Source organism: Vibrio sp. ZF57, from assembly GCF_001691235.1.
GTDB lineage: Bacteria > Pseudomonadota > Gammaproteobacteria > Enterobacterales > Vibrionaceae > Vibrio > Vibrio crassostreae_C.
In genome coordinates this window covers 63,875-83,359 of sequence record NZ_MAKD01000137.1, presented here as the reverse complement: position 1 = coordinate 83,359, position 19,485 = coordinate 63,875, and the positions used below count along the sequence as shown (strand labels likewise).

Genomic DNA, 19,485 nt, shown 5'->3' with positions numbered 1-19,485 from the left:
AAGGCTCACGTTGTTATGAACCTAAATCCTTTGCCTTTTATAGAAGGCGCAGCACCGTTAGGTAGAGCAAAATTGTGAGTGAAACATATGGGCTAAACAGTAGCTGCCACATCCAAGCTCTTGGCTTAAATCCGATACCGTAAACCATGCTTGAGCATACTGCCCAAATAAACATTGGTCCGATGATCGCGTTAAAGCCACCGATGCTTGTCGCATACGCTTCAGGATCCCACATCACTAAACCCACATGCATGAAACCCAATACTAGGGCTAAGGCTCTAAGCAGAGTCTTATCCATTGGTTGATGCAGCTTAGCGATTTGCTCTGCGAGATTACTCACTGTCTTTGTCCATCATTTCTGAATGCTCTAGCCATAGAGCATTGATGATGCCGAATGCACATGCTAGAAGTACACCCAAAATCCATGCGAAATACCACATAAAATTTCTCCTAAGTTATTTCACTTCTAGCTTAGTAAGCTGAAACGTCGTTATCTTCGATGTGTTTCTTATCTAGACGACCGAACATTTTGTAGTATGTCCAAGTTGTGTAGCCAAGAATCACAGGAACCATTACCGCCGCAACGACAGTCATAAGACCAAGCGTTAGCTCACTCGCTGTTGAATCCCACATAGTCAAGCTTTGGTTAGGGTTCAGGCTTGATGGCATTACGAATGGGAACATTGCAAAACCAGCCGTTAGAATAACACCAGCGTTCGATAGGCTTGAGAACAAGAATGCGAAACCACCACGCTCAAAGCGAGATGCAATCACAGCAAGCAGTGGCATTGCTACACCAAGGATCGGCGCAGCCCACATTGCTGGATAAGTTTCGAAGTTTGTCATCCAAGCACCCACTTGAAGTGATACTTCTTTGTTTAGTGGGTTTGAGTCAGCAAACGTATCGATAGTGCTCGTAATTACATAGCCTTCGATAGATTGAACCCAGAAACCACCAATAACGAATAGAGCAATAGCAATTAGGCCAGTGATCTGAGCAACGTTACGAGCACGAGCGTGCAGCGCTTCTGTTGTCTTCATTTGAAGCCATGTTGCACCTTGCATCACGAACAACATCAGAGCCAACACACCACAAAGCAATGCAAATGGGTTAAGCAGAGCGAAGAACGTACCATGGTACTTAGACATCATAAATTCGTTCAGTTCAAATGGAACACCTTGTAGTAGGTTACCAAATGCCACACCGAAAATGATTGGTGGTACTGCGCCACTAAAGCAAAGTGCATAGTCCCAAGTTTTGCGCCATTTTGGATCTTCGATCTTAGAGCGGTAGTCAAGTGCAAGTGGACGTAACCAAAGCGCTGCTAACGTCGCGTACATTGCGAAGTAGAAGCCAGAAAACGACGTTGCGTAAACCAGTGGCCATGCAGCAAACAATGCACCACCCGCAGTGATAAGCCAAACTTGGTTACCATCCCAGTGAGGGGCAATCGTGTTTAGCATAATACGACGTTCAGTGTCGCTCTTACCGATAACAGGTGACAGAGCGGCAACACCCATATCAAAGCCATCAGTTACGGCGAAACCAACCAGTAGAACACCGATCAATACCCACCAAATAAGTCGTAAGCTTTCGTAATCAAACATAATATTCCCTCACTTATACTTCAACTGAACGGCTAACTTTGTCTTCAACAGAGTTATCGTTTTGTTCGAAGTGGTAACGGCCTGTCTTCAAGCTACTTGGACCTTTACGTGCGAATTTCAGCATTAGGTAAACTTCAGCAATCAAGAACACTGTGTAAAGTGCCAGGATAGCGAATAGAGAAGTCCAAAGCTGTTCAATAGTCAGTGCTGATGCAGCAACGTTAACCGGTAGGATTTCACCAACCGCCCATGGTTGACGACCAAACTCAGCAACGAACCAACCTGCTTCAATCGCAATCCAAGGAAGTGGGATTGAGAATAGCGCAGCTTTAAGTACCCATGGTTTCTGTTCGATTTTCTGACGACACGTTTGAACAAACGCAGCACCGAATACAAACAGCATGATGAAGCCACAAGCAACCATCAGACGGAATGACCAGAATAGAGGCCAAACTGTTGGGATAGAATCATCCGCAGCCATTTGGATTTGGTCTTCAGTTGCATCAACAACGTCGTCTGTGTAGCGCTTAAGAAGCAAGCCGTAACCTAGGTCACCTTTCACTTCGTCGAACGCAGCCATGTTTTCTTCAGACTTATCGCCTGCACGTAGCTTTTCAAGCAGCTCGTACGCGTACATACCAGTACGGATACGATCAACGTGGTCATCACGTAGGTCACGTAGGCCCGTTACTTCAGTATCAAGCGAACGCGTTGCGATGATACCCATTACGTAAGGAATTTTAATTGCGTAGTCAGTATTCATTGTCTCTTGGTTTGGAATACCAAAAACAGTAAATGCGGCTGGTGCTTCTTCAGTGTGCCATTCCGCTTCTACAGCAGCGAGCTTCACTTTTTGAACTTCACCAAGCTCGTAACCAGATTCATCACCTAGTACGATTACTGACAAGATCGCCGCCATACCGAAAGATGCTGCAATCGCAAAAGAACGACGAGCAAAGGCAAGGTCACGACCTTTAAGAATGTAGTATGAGCTGATACCAAGGATGAACATTGCACCCGTAGTGTAACCAGACGCTACTGTGTGTACGAATTTAACCTGCGCTACTGGGTTTAGGACAACTTCAGCGAAGCTCACCATTTCCATACGCATGGTTTCAAAGTTAAATTCCGCACCCACTGGGTTTTGCATCCAGCCGTTCGCTACCAAGATCCAAAGCGCTGAGAAGTTAGAGCCAAGAGCTACTAACCACGTTACCGCTAAGTGCTGACGCTTCGACAATCTGTCCCAACCGAAGAAGAAAAGACCAACAAAAGTAGACTCTAGGAAGAATGCAACAAGCGCTTCGATAGCCAGCGGAGCACCAAAGATGTCGCCAACATAGTGAGAATAGTAAGACCAGTTAGTACCGAACTGGAACTCCATGGTTAAGCCTGTCGCTACACCAAGAGCAAAGTTAATACCAAACAATTTACCCCAGAACTTAGTCATGTCCTTGTAAATTTGCTTGCCAGTCATTACATAAACTGACTCCATAATGGCAAGTAGAAATGCCATACCTAAAGTCAGTGGAACAAATAGGAAGTGATACATCGCTGTAAATGCAAATTGCAATCGCGACAGATCAACAACATCAATCATGGTAACTCCTTTGTGTCGGCTGAATGACACTTGTGTGATTATTCACCGCAAAAATCCATGTTAAAACAATTTGTGTAATTGTTATTACAAATTGAAATTTGTAGCAAAAACGTACCGTTATAGTTAGATTATTGTTAAGCATGAGCTAATATAGCTGGCGCTAATATTACTGGTAAAATCAGTATGTTTCAAAAGGTTTATAGGAGAACCTTGCGTTGATTTGTATCAATTTTATTCGAGCAAATTAGAGTTATTTTTGTACAATCATGATTAAAATCACACCAATTTAGCCTCTGTTAATAACAGCGCATGATATCTGTGACAAAAGCTCAGCACCACTTCAACATACGAATTACAACTACCTATAAAGTATTAACAAAAAATATGACAACTTATTTCATTTTTTGCTAGCTAAATCAAACCTGCAATCAAAGTTTTCATTTTTGACAGAGGCTATTCAGCCTTTTTATCGAATCGCTCAAAGAGTTGTTATTCAATAAAAAGCAAAAAATCCCAGCGCTTATGCAACTGGGATCTTTGAAAATGAATAATTTAACGATTAGACGGTTTATCTATTCCAAAGTGTAAATACGCTCTGTCGGTCGCGATTCGACCTCTTGGCGTTCTTTGTAAGTAACCTTGCTGAATCAAGTAAGGTTCCAACACATCTTCAATGGTGTCTCTCTCTTCACCAATCGCAGCTGCCATGTTGTCGATACCAACCGGACCACCACCAAACTTCTCCATTATCGCAAGCAGAAGCTTTCTATCCATGTAGTCAAAGCCTTTGGCGTCAACGTCCAGCATGTTGAGTGCTTTATCTGCAACGTCTGGGCAAATATGTCCATCGCCTTTCACTTCCGCATAGTCACGAACACGACGTAGTAGACGGTTAGCAATACGTGGCGTACCACGAGCTCGGCGAGCAACTTCTAGCGCCCCTTCGGACTCCATAGAAAGACCAAGGCAATCTGCACTGCGCTGAACGATGTTTTGTAGATCTTCAACCTTGTAGTACTCAAGACGCTGAGTAATACCAAAACGGTCACGTAACGGCGATGTCAGTGAGCCAGCACGAGTGGTTGCGCCAATCAAAGTAAAAGGAGGAAGGTCAATCTTGATAGAGCGTGCCGCTGGGCCTTCACCAATCATGATATCTAATTGGTAGTCTTCCATTGCAGGGTACAACACCTCTTCAACCACAGGGCTTAAACGGTGAATCTCATCAATGAACAGGACATCATTTTCTTCGAGATTGGTCAGTAACGCCGCTAGGTCGCCTGCTTTTTCTAGAACAGGGCCTGAAGTCGTACGAATGTTGACATCCATCTCATTGGCAACAATGTTCGCCAACGTGGTTTTACCCAAGCCTGGAGGGCCAAATATCAACAGATGGTCGAGCGCCTCGTTACGCAGTTGTGCCGCTTTGATGAAAATCTCCATCTGGCCACGAACGTGATCCTGACCTTGATAGTCAGCCAGTGCTTTAGGGCGTATTGCACGATCAATGACATCTTCATCTTTGAATACTGGGTTATCCGGTGCAATAAGGCGATCGGCTTCAATCATAAATTCTGCTATTCCTAACTATGCTCTTGTTGACTCTGCGCTTCTTGACTCTGTGTAAAGGCAAAGTGAATGAGTCTATTTTGTCGAACAAGTATATTGGGTATTAAACCATCGATTTCAGAGCTTCGCGAATCAACTGTTCGCTGGTCATGCCATCTTTAGCCACTTGAGAAACCACCTTGGAAGCTTGAGTCGGCTTGTAGCCTAATGCAAGTAGCGCACTTACCGCTTCTTCTTCCGCGTCGTGAACGGTTGGCATAGAATCAATCGGAGCTGCATCTGTCGCTGGAGTAAACAAGTCACCCGCGCCCCACCCTTTCAGGCGGTCTTTCATTTCAACAACCAGACGTTCAGCGGTTTTCTTACCCACACCCGGAAGTTTAACCAGCGTCGAGATGTCTTCACGTTCAACACTTTGAACAAACTGGCTAGCCGTCATGCCTGAAAGAATGCCAAGGCCTAGCTTAGGGCCCACACCGTTCGCTTTGATCACTTCACGGAACAGCGCACGCTCTTTAACCGTGTTAAAACCATAAAGTAGCTGCGCATCTTCACGTACAACAAAGTGCGTGTAGATGATTGCCTCTTCGCCCACGTTTGGTAATTCGTAAAAACAGCTCATTGGCATTTGAACTTCATAGCCAACGCCACTCACTTCGATTAGTAATTCTGGTGGCTGTTTTTCTATTAATGTACCGCGTAGACGTCCGATCACAATTCACTCTCTTGATGGAATATAATTTGAGGGACAGAATATAAAAGAACTGGATGCTTATCCAGTTCTTTGTGTTTATTAGGATGATTTATTTAAGCTTGCTTAGCTTAAGAAACCGAATGATTCTGTCTTCAGAAACGCCATAGCCTATGGTTATCGGTAACGCCCTTTTCTTGCACCTGTTGCTTTACCCGCAAGCGCTATCAAAGTTTTATTGGTGTTGGCGTGAGTGATCGCTACGCCTAGAGCATCGGCAGCATCGGCCTGTGGTTTAGCGGGTAACTTAAGCATGCTCATCACCATGTTCTGAACCATAGACTTGTCCGCACCACCATTACCCGTCACCGCTTGCTTAATTAAACGAGCCGCGTATTCATGAACAGGCAAATCCGCATTTACAGCCGCTACGATCGCGCTGCCCCTAGCTTGCCCAAGCTTAAGCGCTGAGTCTGCATTCTTAGCCATGAAGACCTGCTCTATCGCAAACACATCCGGTTGGAACTGAGTAATAATTTCGCTCACACCTGCATAGATCTGCTTGAGTCGACCCGGCAACTCTTTTTCTGAGGTGCGAATGCAACCACTCCCTAAGTAATATAGGTGGCGGCCATTTTGACGAATAACACCGTAACCGGTAATGCGTGAGCCAGGGTCAATCCCTAAGATAATAGACATAACTTCAAATACTGATTATTTATACATGCTTTATGAGCTTAGTATATCGAACGCAAAAAAAAATGCCCGTCAAATTAACGGGCATTTTATTGTTCTACTACAAAATTTAGCTCTATCGAAAACTCAAAGCTTCAGTAGAAAGTTAGGCTAATCGCTTGATTAGTCTTCTTTCTTCGCTAGTTTAACTGCGATTGCTAGCTCTTCCAGTGATGCTGGGTTCGCTAGGCTTGGCGCGTCTGTCAGTAGACATGCTGCAGCTGTTGTTTTCGGAAATGCGATAACGTCACGGATGTTCTCAGTACCACAAAGCAGCATTGCTAGACGGTCAAGACCGAATGCTAGACCAGCGTGCGGTGGCGTGCCGTACTTAAGCGCTTCAAGTAGGAAGCCGAACTTCTCTTGTTGCTCTTGTGCTTCGATACCTAGGATACCAAATACCGCTGTTTGCATTTCTGCGTTGTGGATACGTACAGAACCGCCGCCTACTTCGTAGCCGTTGATTACCATGTCGTATGCATCAGAATTTGCTGCTGCTGGGTTCGCTTTTAGCTCTTCCGCGTTCACACCTAGTGGTGATGTGAATGGGTGGTGCATTGCGTGTAGGTTACCTTCGCCGTCTTCTTCGAACATTGGGAAGTCAACAACCCACAGTGGAGCCCATGCAGATGTGTCTGTTAGCTCTAGATCCGTACCTAGTTTAAGACGAAGTGCGCCCATTGCTTCAGCAACGATGCCCGCTTTGTCTGCGCCGAACAGAATGATATCGCCAGATTCAGCTTGAGTACGATCTAGAATACCGTTGATTACGTCTTCGCTTAGGAATTTAGCAACTGGAGATTGAATACCTTCCATGCCTGCAGCACGGTCGTTAACCTTCATCCAAGCTAGGCCTTTCGCGCCGTAGATGTTTACGTGTTCAGCGTAGCCGTCGATTTGCTTACGAGTTAGCTTAGCACCACCTGGAACACGGATAACTGCTACGCGACCTTTTTCGTCGTTAGCTGGGCCAGAGAATACCTTGAATTCAACATCTTTAACCAAGTCAGCAACGTCCACTAGCTCTAGTGGGTTACGTAGATCTGGCTTATCAGAACCGAAACGACGAATCGCTTCAGAGAAAGGCATTACTGGGAATTGACCTAGTTCAACATCTAGAAGTTCTTTCCACATATCGTGAACAAGCTTCTCAGTCACGTTACGTACTTCTTGAGAAGTCATGAAAGATGTTTCGATATCGATTTGAGTAAATTCAGGCTGACGGTCAGCACGTAAATCTTCATCACGGAAACATTTAACGATTTGGTAGTAACGGTCAAAACCAGACATCATCAGCAGTTGCTTGAAAAGCTGAGGAGATTGAGGAAGTGCGTAGAAGCTACCTTTGTGAACACGGCTTGGTACTAGGTAGTCACGAGCACCTTCTGGTGTCGCTTTCGTTAGTACTGGCGTTTCGATGTCTAGGAATAAGTTCTCATCTAGGAAACGACGAACGAAGCTAGAAGCACGTGCACGAAGCTTAATACGGTCGCTCATTTCTGGACGACGAAGATCGATGTAACGGTACTTAAGACGCTGCTCTTCAGAGTTCGTTTGGTTGAAGTCTAGTGGAAGCGCTTCTGAACGGTTAATGATCTCTAGACCCGTCGCGTAAAGTTCTACTTCACCAGTAGCCATGTCTTTATTTACTTGGCTGTCCGGACGAACTCGTACTTCACCAGTAAACTTGATACAGAATTCATTACGCAGTTGGTTAGCGATCGGGAAGATATCTTTCATATCTGGATCGACAACAACCTGAACGATGCCTTCACGATCACGCATATCAATAAAGATAAGACCGCCTAAATCACGGCGACGGTTTACCCAGCCGCACAATTCTACAGTTTGTCCCGCCAGGGACTTGTTCAGGTTACCACAGTAATGGGTACGCATAATGAATTTCCCAATCTCTTAATTATTTACTAATTTCCAAGCTGTCAGTGGTCATTCCACACAACAGAGCAAAGGAACATTTATACGCGGAAACTCGCTTAAAATCGACCTTCCACATTCGAATTTATTGTGTTTTATCTGGCTTTGCTGCTTTTTAGCCCATCAAGTGCGCAAAGATTCATCAAAACCGAAAAATTGCGATAATTATATCTCGAAAGTACCTTAATCAGCAAAACTCTCGTAAAGTAGATTTTCGTTTCAACCCAAAAACTTTTTGTAATGACTGATGGCGTGATGGATAACGGTGTAATAGATGGATAATCGTGTAATAACAACAGAAACTTTACCTCTAAGACTTGGATTAACTATGTGGTCTCATTCTGAGTGGCAAAGTCAGTTCTACGGTAAAGGCACCAAGCCTGCCGAACGCTTGGAAAAATACACCCAAGTTTTCCATACCGTTGAGGGCAACACCACCTTTTACGCTACGCCAAGTATGTCTACCGTTCACAATTGGAAAGCCGCCAGTCACGATGATTTCAAGTTCACCTTCAAATTGCCCAAATTCATCACCCACCAGCAACAACTGAGACACTGCCAAGCCGAACTCAAAGAGTTCTTGATGACGATGTCGCCGCTGCATGACCGTATTGGTCAATGGACGATTCAGCTGCCGCACAGTTTTGAGCCCAGCATGCTGCCTGCCCTACAAAAGTTTTGCACCTTATTCCCAAAAGATATGCAGCTTGGCGTCGAAGTTCGACACTTAGGTTTCTTTGATAAGGGCGATGCGGAAAAACGCTTCAACCAATGGCTGGTTGAGGAAGGCATCAATCGCATCATTATGGACAGCCGCCCCGTTTTCTCTGCGCCACCCACCACAGAAGCGGTGATCGATGCGCATCAGAAAAAACCGCGTGTTCCTGTTCATGCAATTGCTACCGCCAATAACCCGATGATTCGATTTATTGGTCACCCAGACCAAGAACCTAATATTGAGTTTTTTAAGCCTTGGTTTGCCAAAATCCCAAACTGGCTTAATGAAGGCAAGCAGCCCTATTTAATGATCCACACCCCAGACAATAACCACGCACCTGAACTTGCGATTGCTATTTATAAGAGGCTACAAAAGCAAGTCTCTGAAAATACATCATTATTACTGCCCGAACTGGCTCAGTTTCCAGCTCAAAAAGGCAATCACCAAATCTCGATGTTTTAACCTCTCACTTGTAAGTAGCTTCGAACCTTGAGCTAAATCTCAGTTTTCGTGACAGTGGCGTTTTTTTTACGTAAAATACGCCCCCTTTTATTTGGTACGAATTTTGTGCCAATTACGCTGACTGTCGAGAGAAAATGCTATGAGCAACACAGACAATATCTTTTCCGCTCCTATTGATAAAATTGGAGACTTCACCTTTGATGCAAGGGTTGCTGAAGTATTTCCGGATATGATTCAACGTTCGGTGCCTGGCTATAGCAATATCATCTCTGCAATCGGCATGCTGGCTGAGCGCTTTGTAAAGCCACACTCAAATATTTACGACCTTGGCTGCTCGCTTGGTGCTGCGACACTTTCTATGCGTCGTCACATTCAGCAAGAAGGCTGCACGATTTTCGCGATCGATAATTCAGAAGCCATGGTTGAGCGCTGCAAATTGCACGTTAATGCTTACCGCAGTGACACACCGGTAGAAGTGATTGAAGCCGACATCCGTGAAGTGGAAATCAAAGACGCTTCTGTTGTGGTGCTTAACTTTACGCTGCAATTTCTTTCTCCAGACGATCGATACGCTCTGCTTGAGAAAATTCATGCTGGCTTGCGCCCAGGCGGGATCTTAATCCTGTCAGAAAAATACGTATTCGAAGATGAAAGCTCAAATGAACTGCTTATCGACCTGCACCATGATTTCAAACGTGCTAACGGGTACAGCGAGCTAGAAGTAAGTCAGAAACGTAGCGCAATTGAAAACGTGATGCGCCCGGATTCGATCCCTGTTCACAGAGAGCGATTTGATAAGATTGGCTTCTCAAGCAGCGAAGTCTGGTTCCAATGTTTCAACTTTGGTTCAATGTTCGCGATAAAGTAAACATTTTAGATTACGTAACCGTCGCGACACCGTTAGCACGTACTAAAATGTCATCCTCAAGAGCGAGGAACAAACGAATTGGGGATCTCTTATCAAACACGATAAACGAGATTCCCTAGCATGTTTGTCCACACTCTTAATGGAGTGACAAATTTAATTTCTACACCACCAACTCAGTGAAAACCTATGTTTAATTTTGCCAATTTTTATCAACTTATTGCCCAAGATACTCGCCTTCAGCCGTGGCTAAATGTTCTTCCTCAACAGCTGACGGATTGGCAAAATGCAGAGCACGGTGACTTCGACCGCTGGTTACGTGCATTGAACAAGATTCCACAAGGTGTGCCTGACCAAGTTGATCTGAAAAACTCAGTGACCATTGGCAGCTCTACACCGTTCCACACGGGTGAACTTAAAAAGTTAGAAAGCTTGCTAAAGACTTTCCACCCTTGGAGAAAAGGTCCTTACACGGTTCACGACATTCATATCGATACAGAATGGCGCAGTGACTGGAAATGGGATCGTGTGCTTCCACATATCTCACCACTTAAAAACCGTTCTGTGCTCGATGTAGGTTGTGGCAATGGTTACCACATGTGGCGCATGCTTGGCGAAGGCGCTCGTCTTACAGTAGGTATCGACCCTTCTCACCTTTTCTTGGTTCAGTTTGAAGCGATCCGTAAGTTGATGGGCGATGACCAACGTGCGCACCTTTTACCTCTAGGTATTGAACAACTACCAAAACTGGAAGCGTACGACACTGTATTCAGCATGGGCGTGCTATACCACCGTCGCTCTCCGCTTGATCACTTGATTCAACTGAAAGACCAATTGGTGTCTGGCGGTGAATTAGTGCTTGAAACCTTAGTGATTGAAGGCGATGAAAATGCAGTTCTGGTTCCTGTTGACCGTTACGCGCAGATGAGAAACGTGTACTTCTTCCCCTCTGCTCGAGCTCTGAAACGCTGGCTTGAACAGGTCGGCTTTGAAGACGTGCGCATCGTGGATGAGAATGTCACGACAATCGGCGAGCAACGCACGACAGAATGGATGACACACAACTCTCTACCAGATTACTTAGACCCGAATGATCCAAGTAAAACGGTTGAAGGTCACCCAGCACCAAGACGTGCCATTCTTGTGGCGACCAAGCCATAAATGTGATGCCCGAAAGCCATTATTTAGCCGATAACAGAGTAATGGCTTTTTGGTGGCTACAGCGCCACCTTTTGCTTCGCTGTGAGCTTTCACAAAAATGCGCGCAAATTGAACAAAAATTGACTTATGCTTAATAAGTGAGCTATTTAAAATTACAATAATTGGCGTAGCGCTCACATTGCGATTCAATATGACCAGACTCTTACAATAGGATGCTTCACGCATCCTTTTTTGTGGGCTAAACTTCTAAATAGTCTGAACTATTCTCTAATTTCCAAAGGTTTTTTTATGTTTAAGCGATTATCGCCTATTGTGGCGGTTGGTTTGCTCTCTGGTTGTACCCTTACTAACGGTGCTGCCTACCACCAAGAAACTCTCGATGCTATTGCCCGCTCAGAGACAAACATCGCAAATAAGGTTCAAAATCTTGAACTACAAGTCAGTAATCAAAGTGATTACATTGAAAGCTTAGAAGACGAAATCATCACCCTTTCAAATCAGTTAGATGTTCATCTAACAAGCATGGAACACAAAGTCATTGAAGAGCTAGAGGAAGAAGAACCCGTGGCAGTTGCAGCGGCTCCTATCGCTCCTACCTCACAACCGACTATCCTTGGCGGAATCGAAAAAGTGTCTATCGACTCAATCAAACAAAGCTTTGATGCGCGAGTGGATACCGGCGCAACAACCTCTTCTTTGAATGCCGTCGATATTAAAGAATTCGAACGAAATGGTAAGAACTGGGTTAAGTTCCACCTAGAAGACCAAGGACAAGCGGCAGAAGACCAAAAATGGATTGAAGCGCCTGTTGTACGTTATGTGAAAATCCGCCAATCAACGAATGATCAGACAGAACGTCGAGCTGTGATTGAATTATGGGTTAAAGTTGGAAAAATCCATGAAAAAGCGCAATTTACATTGGCGGATCGCTCTCAAATGAGTCACCCTGTATTACTAGGGCGCGAATTTATCAAAGACATAGCGCTAGTAGATGTAAGTAAAAAGTACGTACAAACGGAAGTTAAATAACAATAGTAGGGTAAGCTATGACGTCAAGAATTCCATTTTATATCTCTATATTCCTGCTTATCGTGGCAGGCATAACACTGAGTATGTTCAGACATACGACCTACGGTGTACCTTGGACTCCAGGGGAAACCAGGCAGGTTTGGGACGTTGAAGCTCGTATTGAGTTCAACGCAGTAGGCAAAGAAGCAAAAGTTTCCTTAGCGGCTCCTCATACTCAGTCTAACTACACACTTATCGGCGAATCGGCTTCATCACCAGGTTACGGTATTTCTTACTTAAATACTGAGTCAGGTCGTCGTGCAGAGTGGTCTATTCGTTACGCAGATGGCCCTCAAACCATCTACTACAAGACACAATTCCTAGTCGACAACCAAGCTAAAGTGAACGACACACCACCAGAAGGTGAAGTGGTTCAACCAAGCTTCGACGGCCCGGAAGAAGCGGCGTCTCTAGCTCTTATTGACAGAGCAACAAAGCGTTCTGCAGACAATCTAACGTTCACTCGTGAGCTCATCAAAACACTTAATGATCCAGACAGTCAAAACTCTGCGCTGATTCTGAACAACATGACCAAAGTGGAAGCGACACACAAGCTACTTTCAGCAGCGAAAATACACAACAAAGTGGTTGGTGTTATCGAGCTAGAAGATGGCCGTCGTCGTCAATCAATTCAGAACATGATTCAGATTTGGGATAACGATGAGTGGATCCTATTCTCTCCTGAATCAAGCGAACAACAAGTCCAACCAAACCTACTCATCTGGGACGAATCAAACGTTTCTCTACTGGATGTTGTTGGCGGTCAGAACAGTAAAGTTCACTTCTCTATGATTGCTCAAGAGGTTTCACCAACGGAAGCAACCAATAGTAAAGTCTCTGCTGATCAACTGTTAAACCTTTCAATTCACAGCCTACCGTTAGAAGAGCAAGCGATGTTTAAAACCATCATGCTGATTCCTATCGGTGCTCTGATTGTTGTGTTCCTACGTGTCATCATCGGCCTGAAAACGTCTGGTACCTTCATGCCAGTACTGATTGCGGTAGCCTTTGTACAAACACAACTGGTAACGGGTATTGTTGGCTTCCTGCTTATTGTAGGTACGGGTCTGATTATTCGAAGTTACTTGTCCAAACTCAACTTGCTCTTGGTAGCCAGGATATCCGCCGTAATCATCACGGTAATCATGATTATCTCTGTGTTTACTGTAGTCGCGTTTAAAGTGGGTCTGACTGAAGGTCTATCTATTACGTTCTTCCCTATGATTATCCTATCTTGGACTATCGAACGTATGTCTATCCTATGGGAAGAAGAAGGCGCGAAAGAAGTAATGCTGCAAGGTGGTGGTTCTCTATTCACTGCGGTTCTTGTTTACTTAGGCATGACTAACCCGTTCATTCAGCACTTAACGTTTAACTTTATTGGTTTACAACTTGTTATTCTAGCGACCATCTTGCTACTAGGTAACTACACAGGATACCGTCTAACCGAGCTTCGTCGCTTTAAACCGCTAGCGGAGGACTAAGTTATGTTTGATCAGTTTACTTCACCGTTTAGGTTGAAAGACAAAGGCATAATGGGAATGAACAAGCGTAACCATAGTTATATTGGTCGCTACAATGATCGTTCCAAGTATCCACTCGTTGATGACAAGCTTAAGACGAAGATCATTGCTGAACAGGCTGGTGCTACTGTACCAAAACTGATTGGCGTGATTGGTCATCAAGCTGAAGTAAAAACAATCCACAAGATGGTAAAAGAGTGGCCGGGTTTCGTAATCAAGCCAGCTCAAGGCAGTGGTGGTAAAGGTATCCTTGTTGTGACTTCTCACAAGGACGGCGTTTACACCAAGCCATCGGGTTCGACTATCAATGAAGAAGACGTAGAGCGCCACATCAGTAACGCTCTCGCGGGTCTTTTCTCACTCGGTGGTAAGAACGATGTTGCTGTAGTTGAAAACCTCATCAAGTTTGACGAGTGTTTTGACGGCTTCAGTTACGAGGGTGTACCAGATGTACGAATCATTGTATTCAAGGGCTACCCTGTAATGGCGATGATGCGTCTATCGACTTCGGCTTCTGATGGTAAAGCTAACTTGCACCAAGGTGCTGTGGGCGTAGGTATTTGTATCGCTACGGGTAAAGCCGTTCGTGCGGTTCAATTTGACCACCCAGTGACTCACCACCCAGATACGGGTAAAGAGTTGGCGCTACTACAAGTACCCCATTGGGAAAAGCTGCTGACACTTGCATCAAGTGCTTGGGAAATGACAGGCCTTGGTTACATGGGTACGGACATGGTTTTAGACCAAGAAGAAGGCCCGATGGTACTGGAGCTAAACGCTCGCCCTGGATTAGCAATACAGATTGCAAACGGCGCAGGTTTATTACCTCGCTTGCATCATATTGAAAACCTGGGCACACCGGCTGAATACCCAAAACCAGCAGAGCGCGTTGCCTACGCTGCTAAGCAATTTGGTGTTCACGGTAGCGAAATTGTTCAAAACTAAGCTCATCTAAATTAAAGCGAAACGACTCAGTTATTGATACTGAATCTAGCTCGATAAAAAGGCCGCATAACTCTGAGAGTTACGCGGCTTTTTAATGCCAGCCGTCTTCACCGAGCTAATATGATTAAGCCTATGTTACTTCACTCTCAGGCTCACGAATAGGATCAATACGCACAGCCGCCACCTTAAATTCAGGGATCTTCGCGTGTGGATCAGTCGCTGTGGTAGTCAAACGGTTAACTGGTGATTCAACAAAATGGAATGGAATAAATACCACACCCTTTTGCATTCGTTTAGTCACAAAGGCCGCGATTTCGATTTCACCACGACGTGTTGAGACCTTAAGCATCTGACCATTCGAGATACCTAGCGCTTCAGCATCATGAACACTCACCATGGCACGCGGCCCTGCTAAGTTATCCAACCCTTTTGTTTTACGTGTCATGGTTCCGGTGTGGAACTGTTCTAGAATACGGCCTGTCGTTAATACTAACGGGTATTCCGCATCCGGTAGCTCAGCAGCGTATCTAAACGGAATCGCCTCCATTTGACCACGCCCACGCGTAAATTGGGTCTGGTGCATGATACGTGTGCCATCAGGGTTGTTCTTATTACTTGGCCATTGCACGCCGTTCACCGTAATGTTCTCCCAACGTAAACCACCATACTGTGGCGTGACACGCGCTATCTCATTGGTGATATCAGCAACCGAGTCATATTCCCAATTGCCGCCCATCGCATTAGCCAACATTTGGATAATCACCCAATCTTCTTTCGCTTCACCTGGAGGCAATACCGCCGGGTTAATACGCTGAACACGACGCTCGGTATTAGTAAAATGACCAGACTTCTCAGCAAACGAGCAAGACGGTAGCACCACATCGGCATATTGAGCGGTTTCGGTTAAGAAAATATCTTGAACCACGAGGAAATCTAACGCTTCAAGACCTTCAATCACATGCGCTTGGTTCGGGTCACTCAGCACTGGGTTCTCGCCCATTACGTACAGACCACGAACATCTCGATGACACGCTCCATCAATAATTTCGGTCAACGTTAAGCCTGTTTCAGCCGGTAGGTCAGAAACACCCCACTCCATCGCGAATTTTTGACGAACCATTGGGTTGTACACTTTCTGATAACCCGGAAGGTTATTTGGCAATGCGCCCATGTCACACGCACCCTGAACATTGGATTGACCACGTAATGGGTTGATACCGCCGCCTTCAATTCCGATATTGCCACACAAGAGCTGTAGGTTAGCGATTGATCGAACGTTATCGTGACCAGTGGTATGTTGCGTAATGCCCATCGAGTAGTACACCGCTGTACGCTCTGCAGTACCAATCAATCGCGCCATTGCGAAGATGTCTTCCGCTTTAACGCCAGTTACCAGCTCCACTTTGTCTAGTGAATAACTTGGTGACATTACCTCTTGAAGCAAGGTATCAAAGCCATCCACACGGTCTTCGATATACTCTTGGTCGTACCAACCGTGTTTGATGATTTGCTGCATCACACCATTGATCAACATTACATCAGTACCCGGTCGGTGCGCTAAATAAAGTTCAGCATGGTCAGCAATATCGATTCGTTTTGGATCGGCAACGATCAATCTCGCTCCACCATGTCTCACAGCTTGCTTGATATGCGAGCCAATAATTGGGTGTGCTGACGTGGTGTCGGAGCCAATAATAAAGATCACATCTGAGTGCTTGATGCTTGGAATATCATTGGTCATCGCCCCGCTACCTAGCGAAGCCTCTAAACCAGTAACAGTAGATGCGTGACAAAGGCGCGCACAGTGATCGACGTTATTGGTACCGAGTTCACGACGTATGAATTTTTGGAAGGCATAGTTATCTTCATTGGTGGTTTTCGCCGACGAGAACCCCGCTAAAGCGTTACTGCCAAAGCCTTGCTTAATCGCAGTAAACTTCTCGGCAATAAGCTTAACTGCCTCATCCCAACTTGCAGGTTGCAACCAGCCATCTTTACGAATTAATGGTGTGGTTAAACGCGCATCGCTGCCCACAAAATCGAAGCCAAATCGTCCCTTAACACACAACATGCCTTCATTAACCGGAGAGTCTCCGCCTTCGATATAGCGAATTTTGTTTTTCTGCTCATCGATATGCATGGTTAACTTACAACCCACACCGCAATAAGTGCAGATGGTATCGACTTTCTTGAGTACGTCTGTGTCTCCCTGCTTTCTGTCGCGAGCATCGACCATTGCACCGGTTGGACACGCCTGAATACACGATCCGCATTGAACGCAGTTTGAGTCGCCCATTAAGGTCTTGTCCGCCCCAAAGTTAGGACGACATTCTGGTCTTGATGCAGGTTTGCCATCCGATTGGTTCATGAAGCTTAGAACGCCATGAACATTCTGTTCTCGACACGCTTGGATACACTGGCCACAACTAATACAGCGGTTAGCGTCAAAGATAATGAACTCAGAACTGTCATCGACCGAAAATTTTTGTCTTGTTAACCCGACCTTCGCTTCTTCAGCACGAATCGCCTGCCAACTCTCATTCGAAGCCACATCGATTTTGTATTCAGGATGGGTTTGCGTTGCTTTGTATTCAGTCGAGTAGTCTCGTAGGTCGCAATCTGTATTAGCTTGGCAGCCACACTCTAAACATCTTGCAGCTTCAGCGATTGCATCGGCATTATCAAACCCTGTTTCTACTTCATCGAAGCTTTGTTCACGCTGTTCGGGCGTTAGCTCAGGCATGATCTTGCGCGCCATGCGTTGTATAGATTTGTATTGCTCAGGATCCACCGCTTTGAGCTGTTTGTGCTTTCTTGAGTTAAACGGTTTAGCCGGAATATTTTCCATATCACCATGGAAGAAGCGATCGATCGCTTGTGCAGCAATACGCCCATCCCCAACCGCTTCGACTGCAGTTGCAGGGCCGCGTCGGAAATCACCAATACTGAAAATATTTCCGGTTCCGGTATGCATGGTTTGTGGATCAGCATCTGCGGTATTCCAACGAGTAAGAGGAATATCAATTGCTTCATTGTCCATAAAACTCAGATCAGGCTTTTGTGACACGGCAGCAATAACCGTATCAAACGCTTCAACAAAGAACTCGCCCGTTGGTTTAGGGCTGCGACGACCTGAAGCATCAGCCGGACCCAAAGCCATACGCTCTAATCGTATTTCTGATACATGACCATTTTCATCGGCTATGTTTGCTGCCGGGTTGGTTAAGAAATGGAACTTCACACCTTCATGCTCAGCTTCTTCGATTTCGTAATCTTCTGCAGGCATCTCATCTCGAGTACGACGATAAATCAGCGTAGTATCCGCGCCATCACGCACCGCTGTTCGAGCGCAGTCAATCGCGGTATTACCGCCACCAATTACTGCGACCTTTTTACCTGTGACATACTGCTGATCGGTCACGTAATCTTTCAGATAATCGACACCCAAATAACAACCGCCGAGTTCACTACCCGGGTAATTCATTTCAACCGCTTGTGATGCGCCAACGGCTAAACAAACCGCATCAAAATCGTTACTTAAATCAGACAGTGTAAAATCAACACCGAGTTTTTTACCGCACTCAACCACCATTCCGTTGCGACACATCAACTCGATTTCTTTATCTAGAATCGACTTAGGTAAGCGATATTCAGGGATACCGTAACGCAGCCAACCACCCGCTTTGGGCATCGACTCATAGACACTGACTTCATAGCCTTCGTTAGATAGGTAATAACCCGCCGTAAGCCCACCGGGGCCACTACCAACAATAGCAATGCTCTTGCCTTTATTTGGTTTCTTCGCTGGCATGTAGCTCTCTTGAGCCGCTAGATCCGCATCGGCAGCGTGTCGTTTGAGTTGGCGAATCGCAATGGATTCATCGACCAAGTTACGACGACATTCGGTTTCACAGAAAGCAGGACACACACGACCAATTGAAAGCGGCATTGGCAATGTCTTTTTGATCACTTCAATCGCTTTAATGTGATCATTTTGAGCAATATGGTGCAGGTAAGATTGGATGTCGACCCCAGCAGGACAGGCTGTTTGGCATGGCGCCTCACAGTCAGCGTAGTGATCGGTCATGATGCGATTCAACGCTTCTTGTCGATGATTCGTTAACTGTTTTGACTGAGTGGTAATATTCAGCCCATTAGACACTTCAAGCTCACAAGAGCGAGTAACACCAACGCCATCAACTTCCACAACACACAAATCACACGGCACTTTATCCGCTGTTTTATTCAAACCACATAAAGATGGGATTTCCAAACCACATGTTTTTGCCGCTTCAAGAACGGTTTGTCCTTGCTCGACGATTCGATATTTCCCATCAATAACGATTTGAATCATACCTAAGTCCTACCTTTACCTTTCGCACACGCGAGTTATCAACAATTAAAATTTAAGTAATACAATATTATTAATATTATTAAATCTATGTCATTACCATACATTATTTGTGGTTTTGTGCGTGTGACCTCAAACAAGTTCCATTGATAATAACCACAAGGTATGAGTGGTCTTATCAGTATCGATAAAAGAATTAGGCGAGAGGAGTTCAGTTGAGGAAATTAGATTCAAGATACAAAAAAGCCCCTATT

The 19,485-nt window shown here is 45.2% G+C and carries 15 protein-coding genes; 6 read left to right on the top strand and 9 right to left on the bottom strand.

Annotated features, from left to right (window positions below):
• Positions 1 to 37: 37 nt before the first annotated feature.
• The 8 genes from ybgE to aspS all read right to left on the bottom strand — a co-directional run bounded on the left by ybgE (position 38) and on the right by aspS (position 8,099).
• A complete protein-coding gene (ybgE, locus tag A6D97_RS20255) occupies positions 38 to 340 on the bottom strand; it encodes a cyd operon protein YbgE (protein WP_017062075.1) in 303 nt (100 codons plus the stop codon).
• Positions 333 to 440 (bottom strand): cytochrome bd-I oxidase subunit CydX, encoded by a 108-nt coding sequence (gene cydX, locus A6D97_RS20250; protein WP_000270284.1) that lies wholly within the window; start codon positions 438 to 440, stop codon positions 333 to 335. Before cydX ends, ybgE begins: the two co-directional genes overlap by 8 nt.
• A gap of 31 nt (positions 441 to 471) precedes the next feature.
• A complete protein-coding gene (gene cydB, locus A6D97_RS20245; RefSeq protein WP_017067531.1) occupies positions 472 to 1,608 on the bottom strand; it encodes a cytochrome d ubiquinol oxidase subunit II in 1,137 nt (378 codons plus the stop codon).
• Positions 1,609 to 1,621: 13 nt separating this feature from the next.
• A complete protein-coding gene (gene cydA / locus A6D97_RS20240) occupies positions 1,622 to 3,208 on the bottom strand; it encodes a cytochrome ubiquinol oxidase subunit I (RefSeq protein WP_017062077.1) in 1,587 nt (528 codons plus the stop codon).
• 552 nt (positions 3,209 to 3,760) lie between these two features.
• Entirely contained in the window at positions 3,761 to 4,777 is a 1,017-nt protein-coding gene (ruvB, locus tag A6D97_RS20235) for a Holliday junction branch migration DNA helicase RuvB (protein ID WP_065585131.1), read from the bottom strand.
• 103 nt (positions 4,778 to 4,880) lie between these two features.
• Positions 4,881 to 5,492 carry a Holliday junction branch migration protein RuvA gene (ruvA, locus tag A6D97_RS20230; protein WP_017062079.1) on the bottom strand — a complete coding sequence of 204 codons (612 nt, stop codon included), beginning with the start codon at positions 5,490 to 5,492 and terminating at the stop codon, positions 4,881 to 4,883.
• Positions 5,493 to 5,645: 153 nt separating this feature from the next.
• On the bottom strand, positions 5,646 to 6,167 hold the full coding sequence (gene ruvC, locus A6D97_RS20225; RefSeq protein ID WP_008219936.1) for a crossover junction endodeoxyribonuclease RuvC: 522 nt from the start codon (positions 6,165 to 6,167) through the stop codon (positions 5,646 to 5,648).
• Positions 6,168 to 6,326: 159 nt separating this feature from the next.
• Complete coding sequence (aspS, locus tag A6D97_RS20220; protein ID WP_065585130.1) at positions 6,327 to 8,099, bottom strand: aspartate--tRNA ligase; 1,773 nt, start codon at positions 8,097 to 8,099, stop codon at positions 6,327 to 6,329.
• A gap of 313 nt (positions 8,100 to 8,412) precedes the next feature.
• Here aspS and A6D97_RS20215 point away from each other — a divergent pair, with 313 nt between their 5' ends.
• From A6D97_RS20215 to A6D97_RS20190, 6 genes are all read left to right on the top strand, one after another.
• On the top strand, positions 8,413 to 9,318 hold the full coding sequence (locus A6D97_RS20215; protein WP_029235140.1) for a DUF72 domain-containing protein: 906 nt from the start codon (positions 8,413 to 8,415) through the stop codon (positions 9,316 to 9,318).
• A gap of 139 nt (positions 9,319 to 9,457) precedes the next feature.
• Positions 9,458 to 10,186, top strand: coding sequence for a carboxy-S-adenosyl-L-methionine synthase CmoA (gene cmoA / locus A6D97_RS20210; RefSeq protein WP_017062083.1), 729 nt, complete (start codon positions 9,458 to 9,460; stop codon positions 10,184 to 10,186).
• Positions 10,187 to 10,372: 186 nt separating this feature from the next.
• Positions 10,373 to 11,344 (top strand): tRNA 5-methoxyuridine(34)/uridine 5-oxyacetic acid(34) synthase CmoB, encoded by a 972-nt coding sequence (gene cmoB / locus A6D97_RS20205; protein ID WP_009846365.1) that lies wholly within the window; start codon positions 10,373 to 10,375, stop codon positions 11,342 to 11,344.
• Between the two features lie 288 nt (positions 11,345 to 11,632).
• Entirely contained in the window at positions 11,633 to 12,373 is a 741-nt protein-coding gene (locus A6D97_RS20200) for an ATP-dependent zinc protease (protein ID WP_065585129.1), read from the top strand.
• 17 nt (positions 12,374 to 12,390) lie between these two features.
• Positions 12,391 to 13,896, top strand: a complete 1,506-nt coding sequence (locus tag A6D97_RS20195) for an inactive transglutaminase family protein (protein WP_065585128.1) — start codon at positions 12,391 to 12,393, stop codon at positions 13,894 to 13,896.
• Positions 13,897 to 13,899: 3 nt separating this feature from the next.
• The gene (locus A6D97_RS20190; protein WP_029235672.1) at positions 13,900 to 14,880 is read left to right on the top strand and encodes an alpha-L-glutamate ligase-like protein; all 981 of its coding nucleotides are present in this window, start codon (positions 13,900 to 13,902) and stop codon (positions 14,878 to 14,880) included.
• 130 nt (positions 14,881 to 15,010) lie between these two features.
• Here the strand turns inward: A6D97_RS20190 and fdhF are convergent, their stop codons facing one another.
• Positions 15,011 to 19,234, bottom strand: coding sequence for a formate dehydrogenase subunit alpha (fdhF, locus tag A6D97_RS20185; RefSeq protein ID WP_065585127.1), 4,224 nt, complete (start codon positions 19,232 to 19,234; stop codon positions 15,011 to 15,013).
• Between the last annotated feature and the right edge of the window lie 251 nt (positions 19,235 to 19,485).

What these genes read in the sequence shown, in the direction of transcription:
- A6D97_RS20195 (WP_065585128.1), top strand. Translation starts at nt 12,391, where the DNA reads ATGACGTCAAGAATTCCATTTTATATCTCTATATTCCTGCTTATCGTG.
- A6D97_RS20190 (WP_029235672.1), top strand. Translation starts at nt 13,900, where the DNA reads ATGTTTGATCAGTTTACTTCACCGTTTAGGTTGAAAGACAAAGGCATA.
- A6D97_RS20200 (WP_065585129.1), top strand. Translation starts at nt 11,633, where the DNA reads ATGTTTAAGCGATTATCGCCTATTGTGGCGGTTGGTTTGCTCTCTGGT.
- cmoB (WP_009846365.1), top strand. Translation starts at nt 10,373, where the DNA reads ATGTTTAATTTTGCCAATTTTTATCAACTTATTGCCCAAGATACTCGC.
- aspS (WP_065585130.1), bottom strand. Translation starts at nt 8,099, where the DNA reads ATGCGTACCCATTACTGTGGTAACCTGAACAAGTCCCTGGCGGGACAA.
- cydA (WP_017062077.1), bottom strand. Translation starts at nt 3,208, where the DNA reads ATGATTGATGTTGTTGATCTGTCGCGATTGCAATTTGCATTTACAGCG.
- cydB (WP_017067531.1), bottom strand. Translation starts at nt 1,608, where the DNA reads ATGTTTGATTACGAAAGCTTACGACTTATTTGGTGGGTATTGATCGGT.
- A6D97_RS20215 (WP_029235140.1), top strand. Translation starts at nt 8,413, where the DNA reads ATGGATAATCGTGTAATAACAACAGAAACTTTACCTCTAAGACTTGGA.
- cmoA (WP_017062083.1), top strand. Translation starts at nt 9,458, where the DNA reads ATGAGCAACACAGACAATATCTTTTCCGCTCCTATTGATAAAATTGGA.
- ruvB (WP_065585131.1), bottom strand. Translation starts at nt 4,777, where the DNA reads ATGATTGAAGCCGATCGCCTTATTGCACCGGATAACCCAGTATTCAAA.
- cydX (WP_000270284.1), bottom strand. Translation starts at nt 440, where the DNA reads ATGTGGTATTTCGCATGGATTTTGGGTGTACTTCTAGCATGTGCATTC.
- ruvC (WP_008219936.1), bottom strand. Translation starts at nt 6,167, where the DNA reads ATGTCTATTATCTTAGGGATTGACCCTGGCTCACGCATTACCGGTTAC.
- fdhF (WP_065585127.1), bottom strand. Translation starts at nt 19,234, where the DNA reads ATGATTCAAATCGTTATTGATGGGAAATATCGAATCGTCGAGCAAGGA.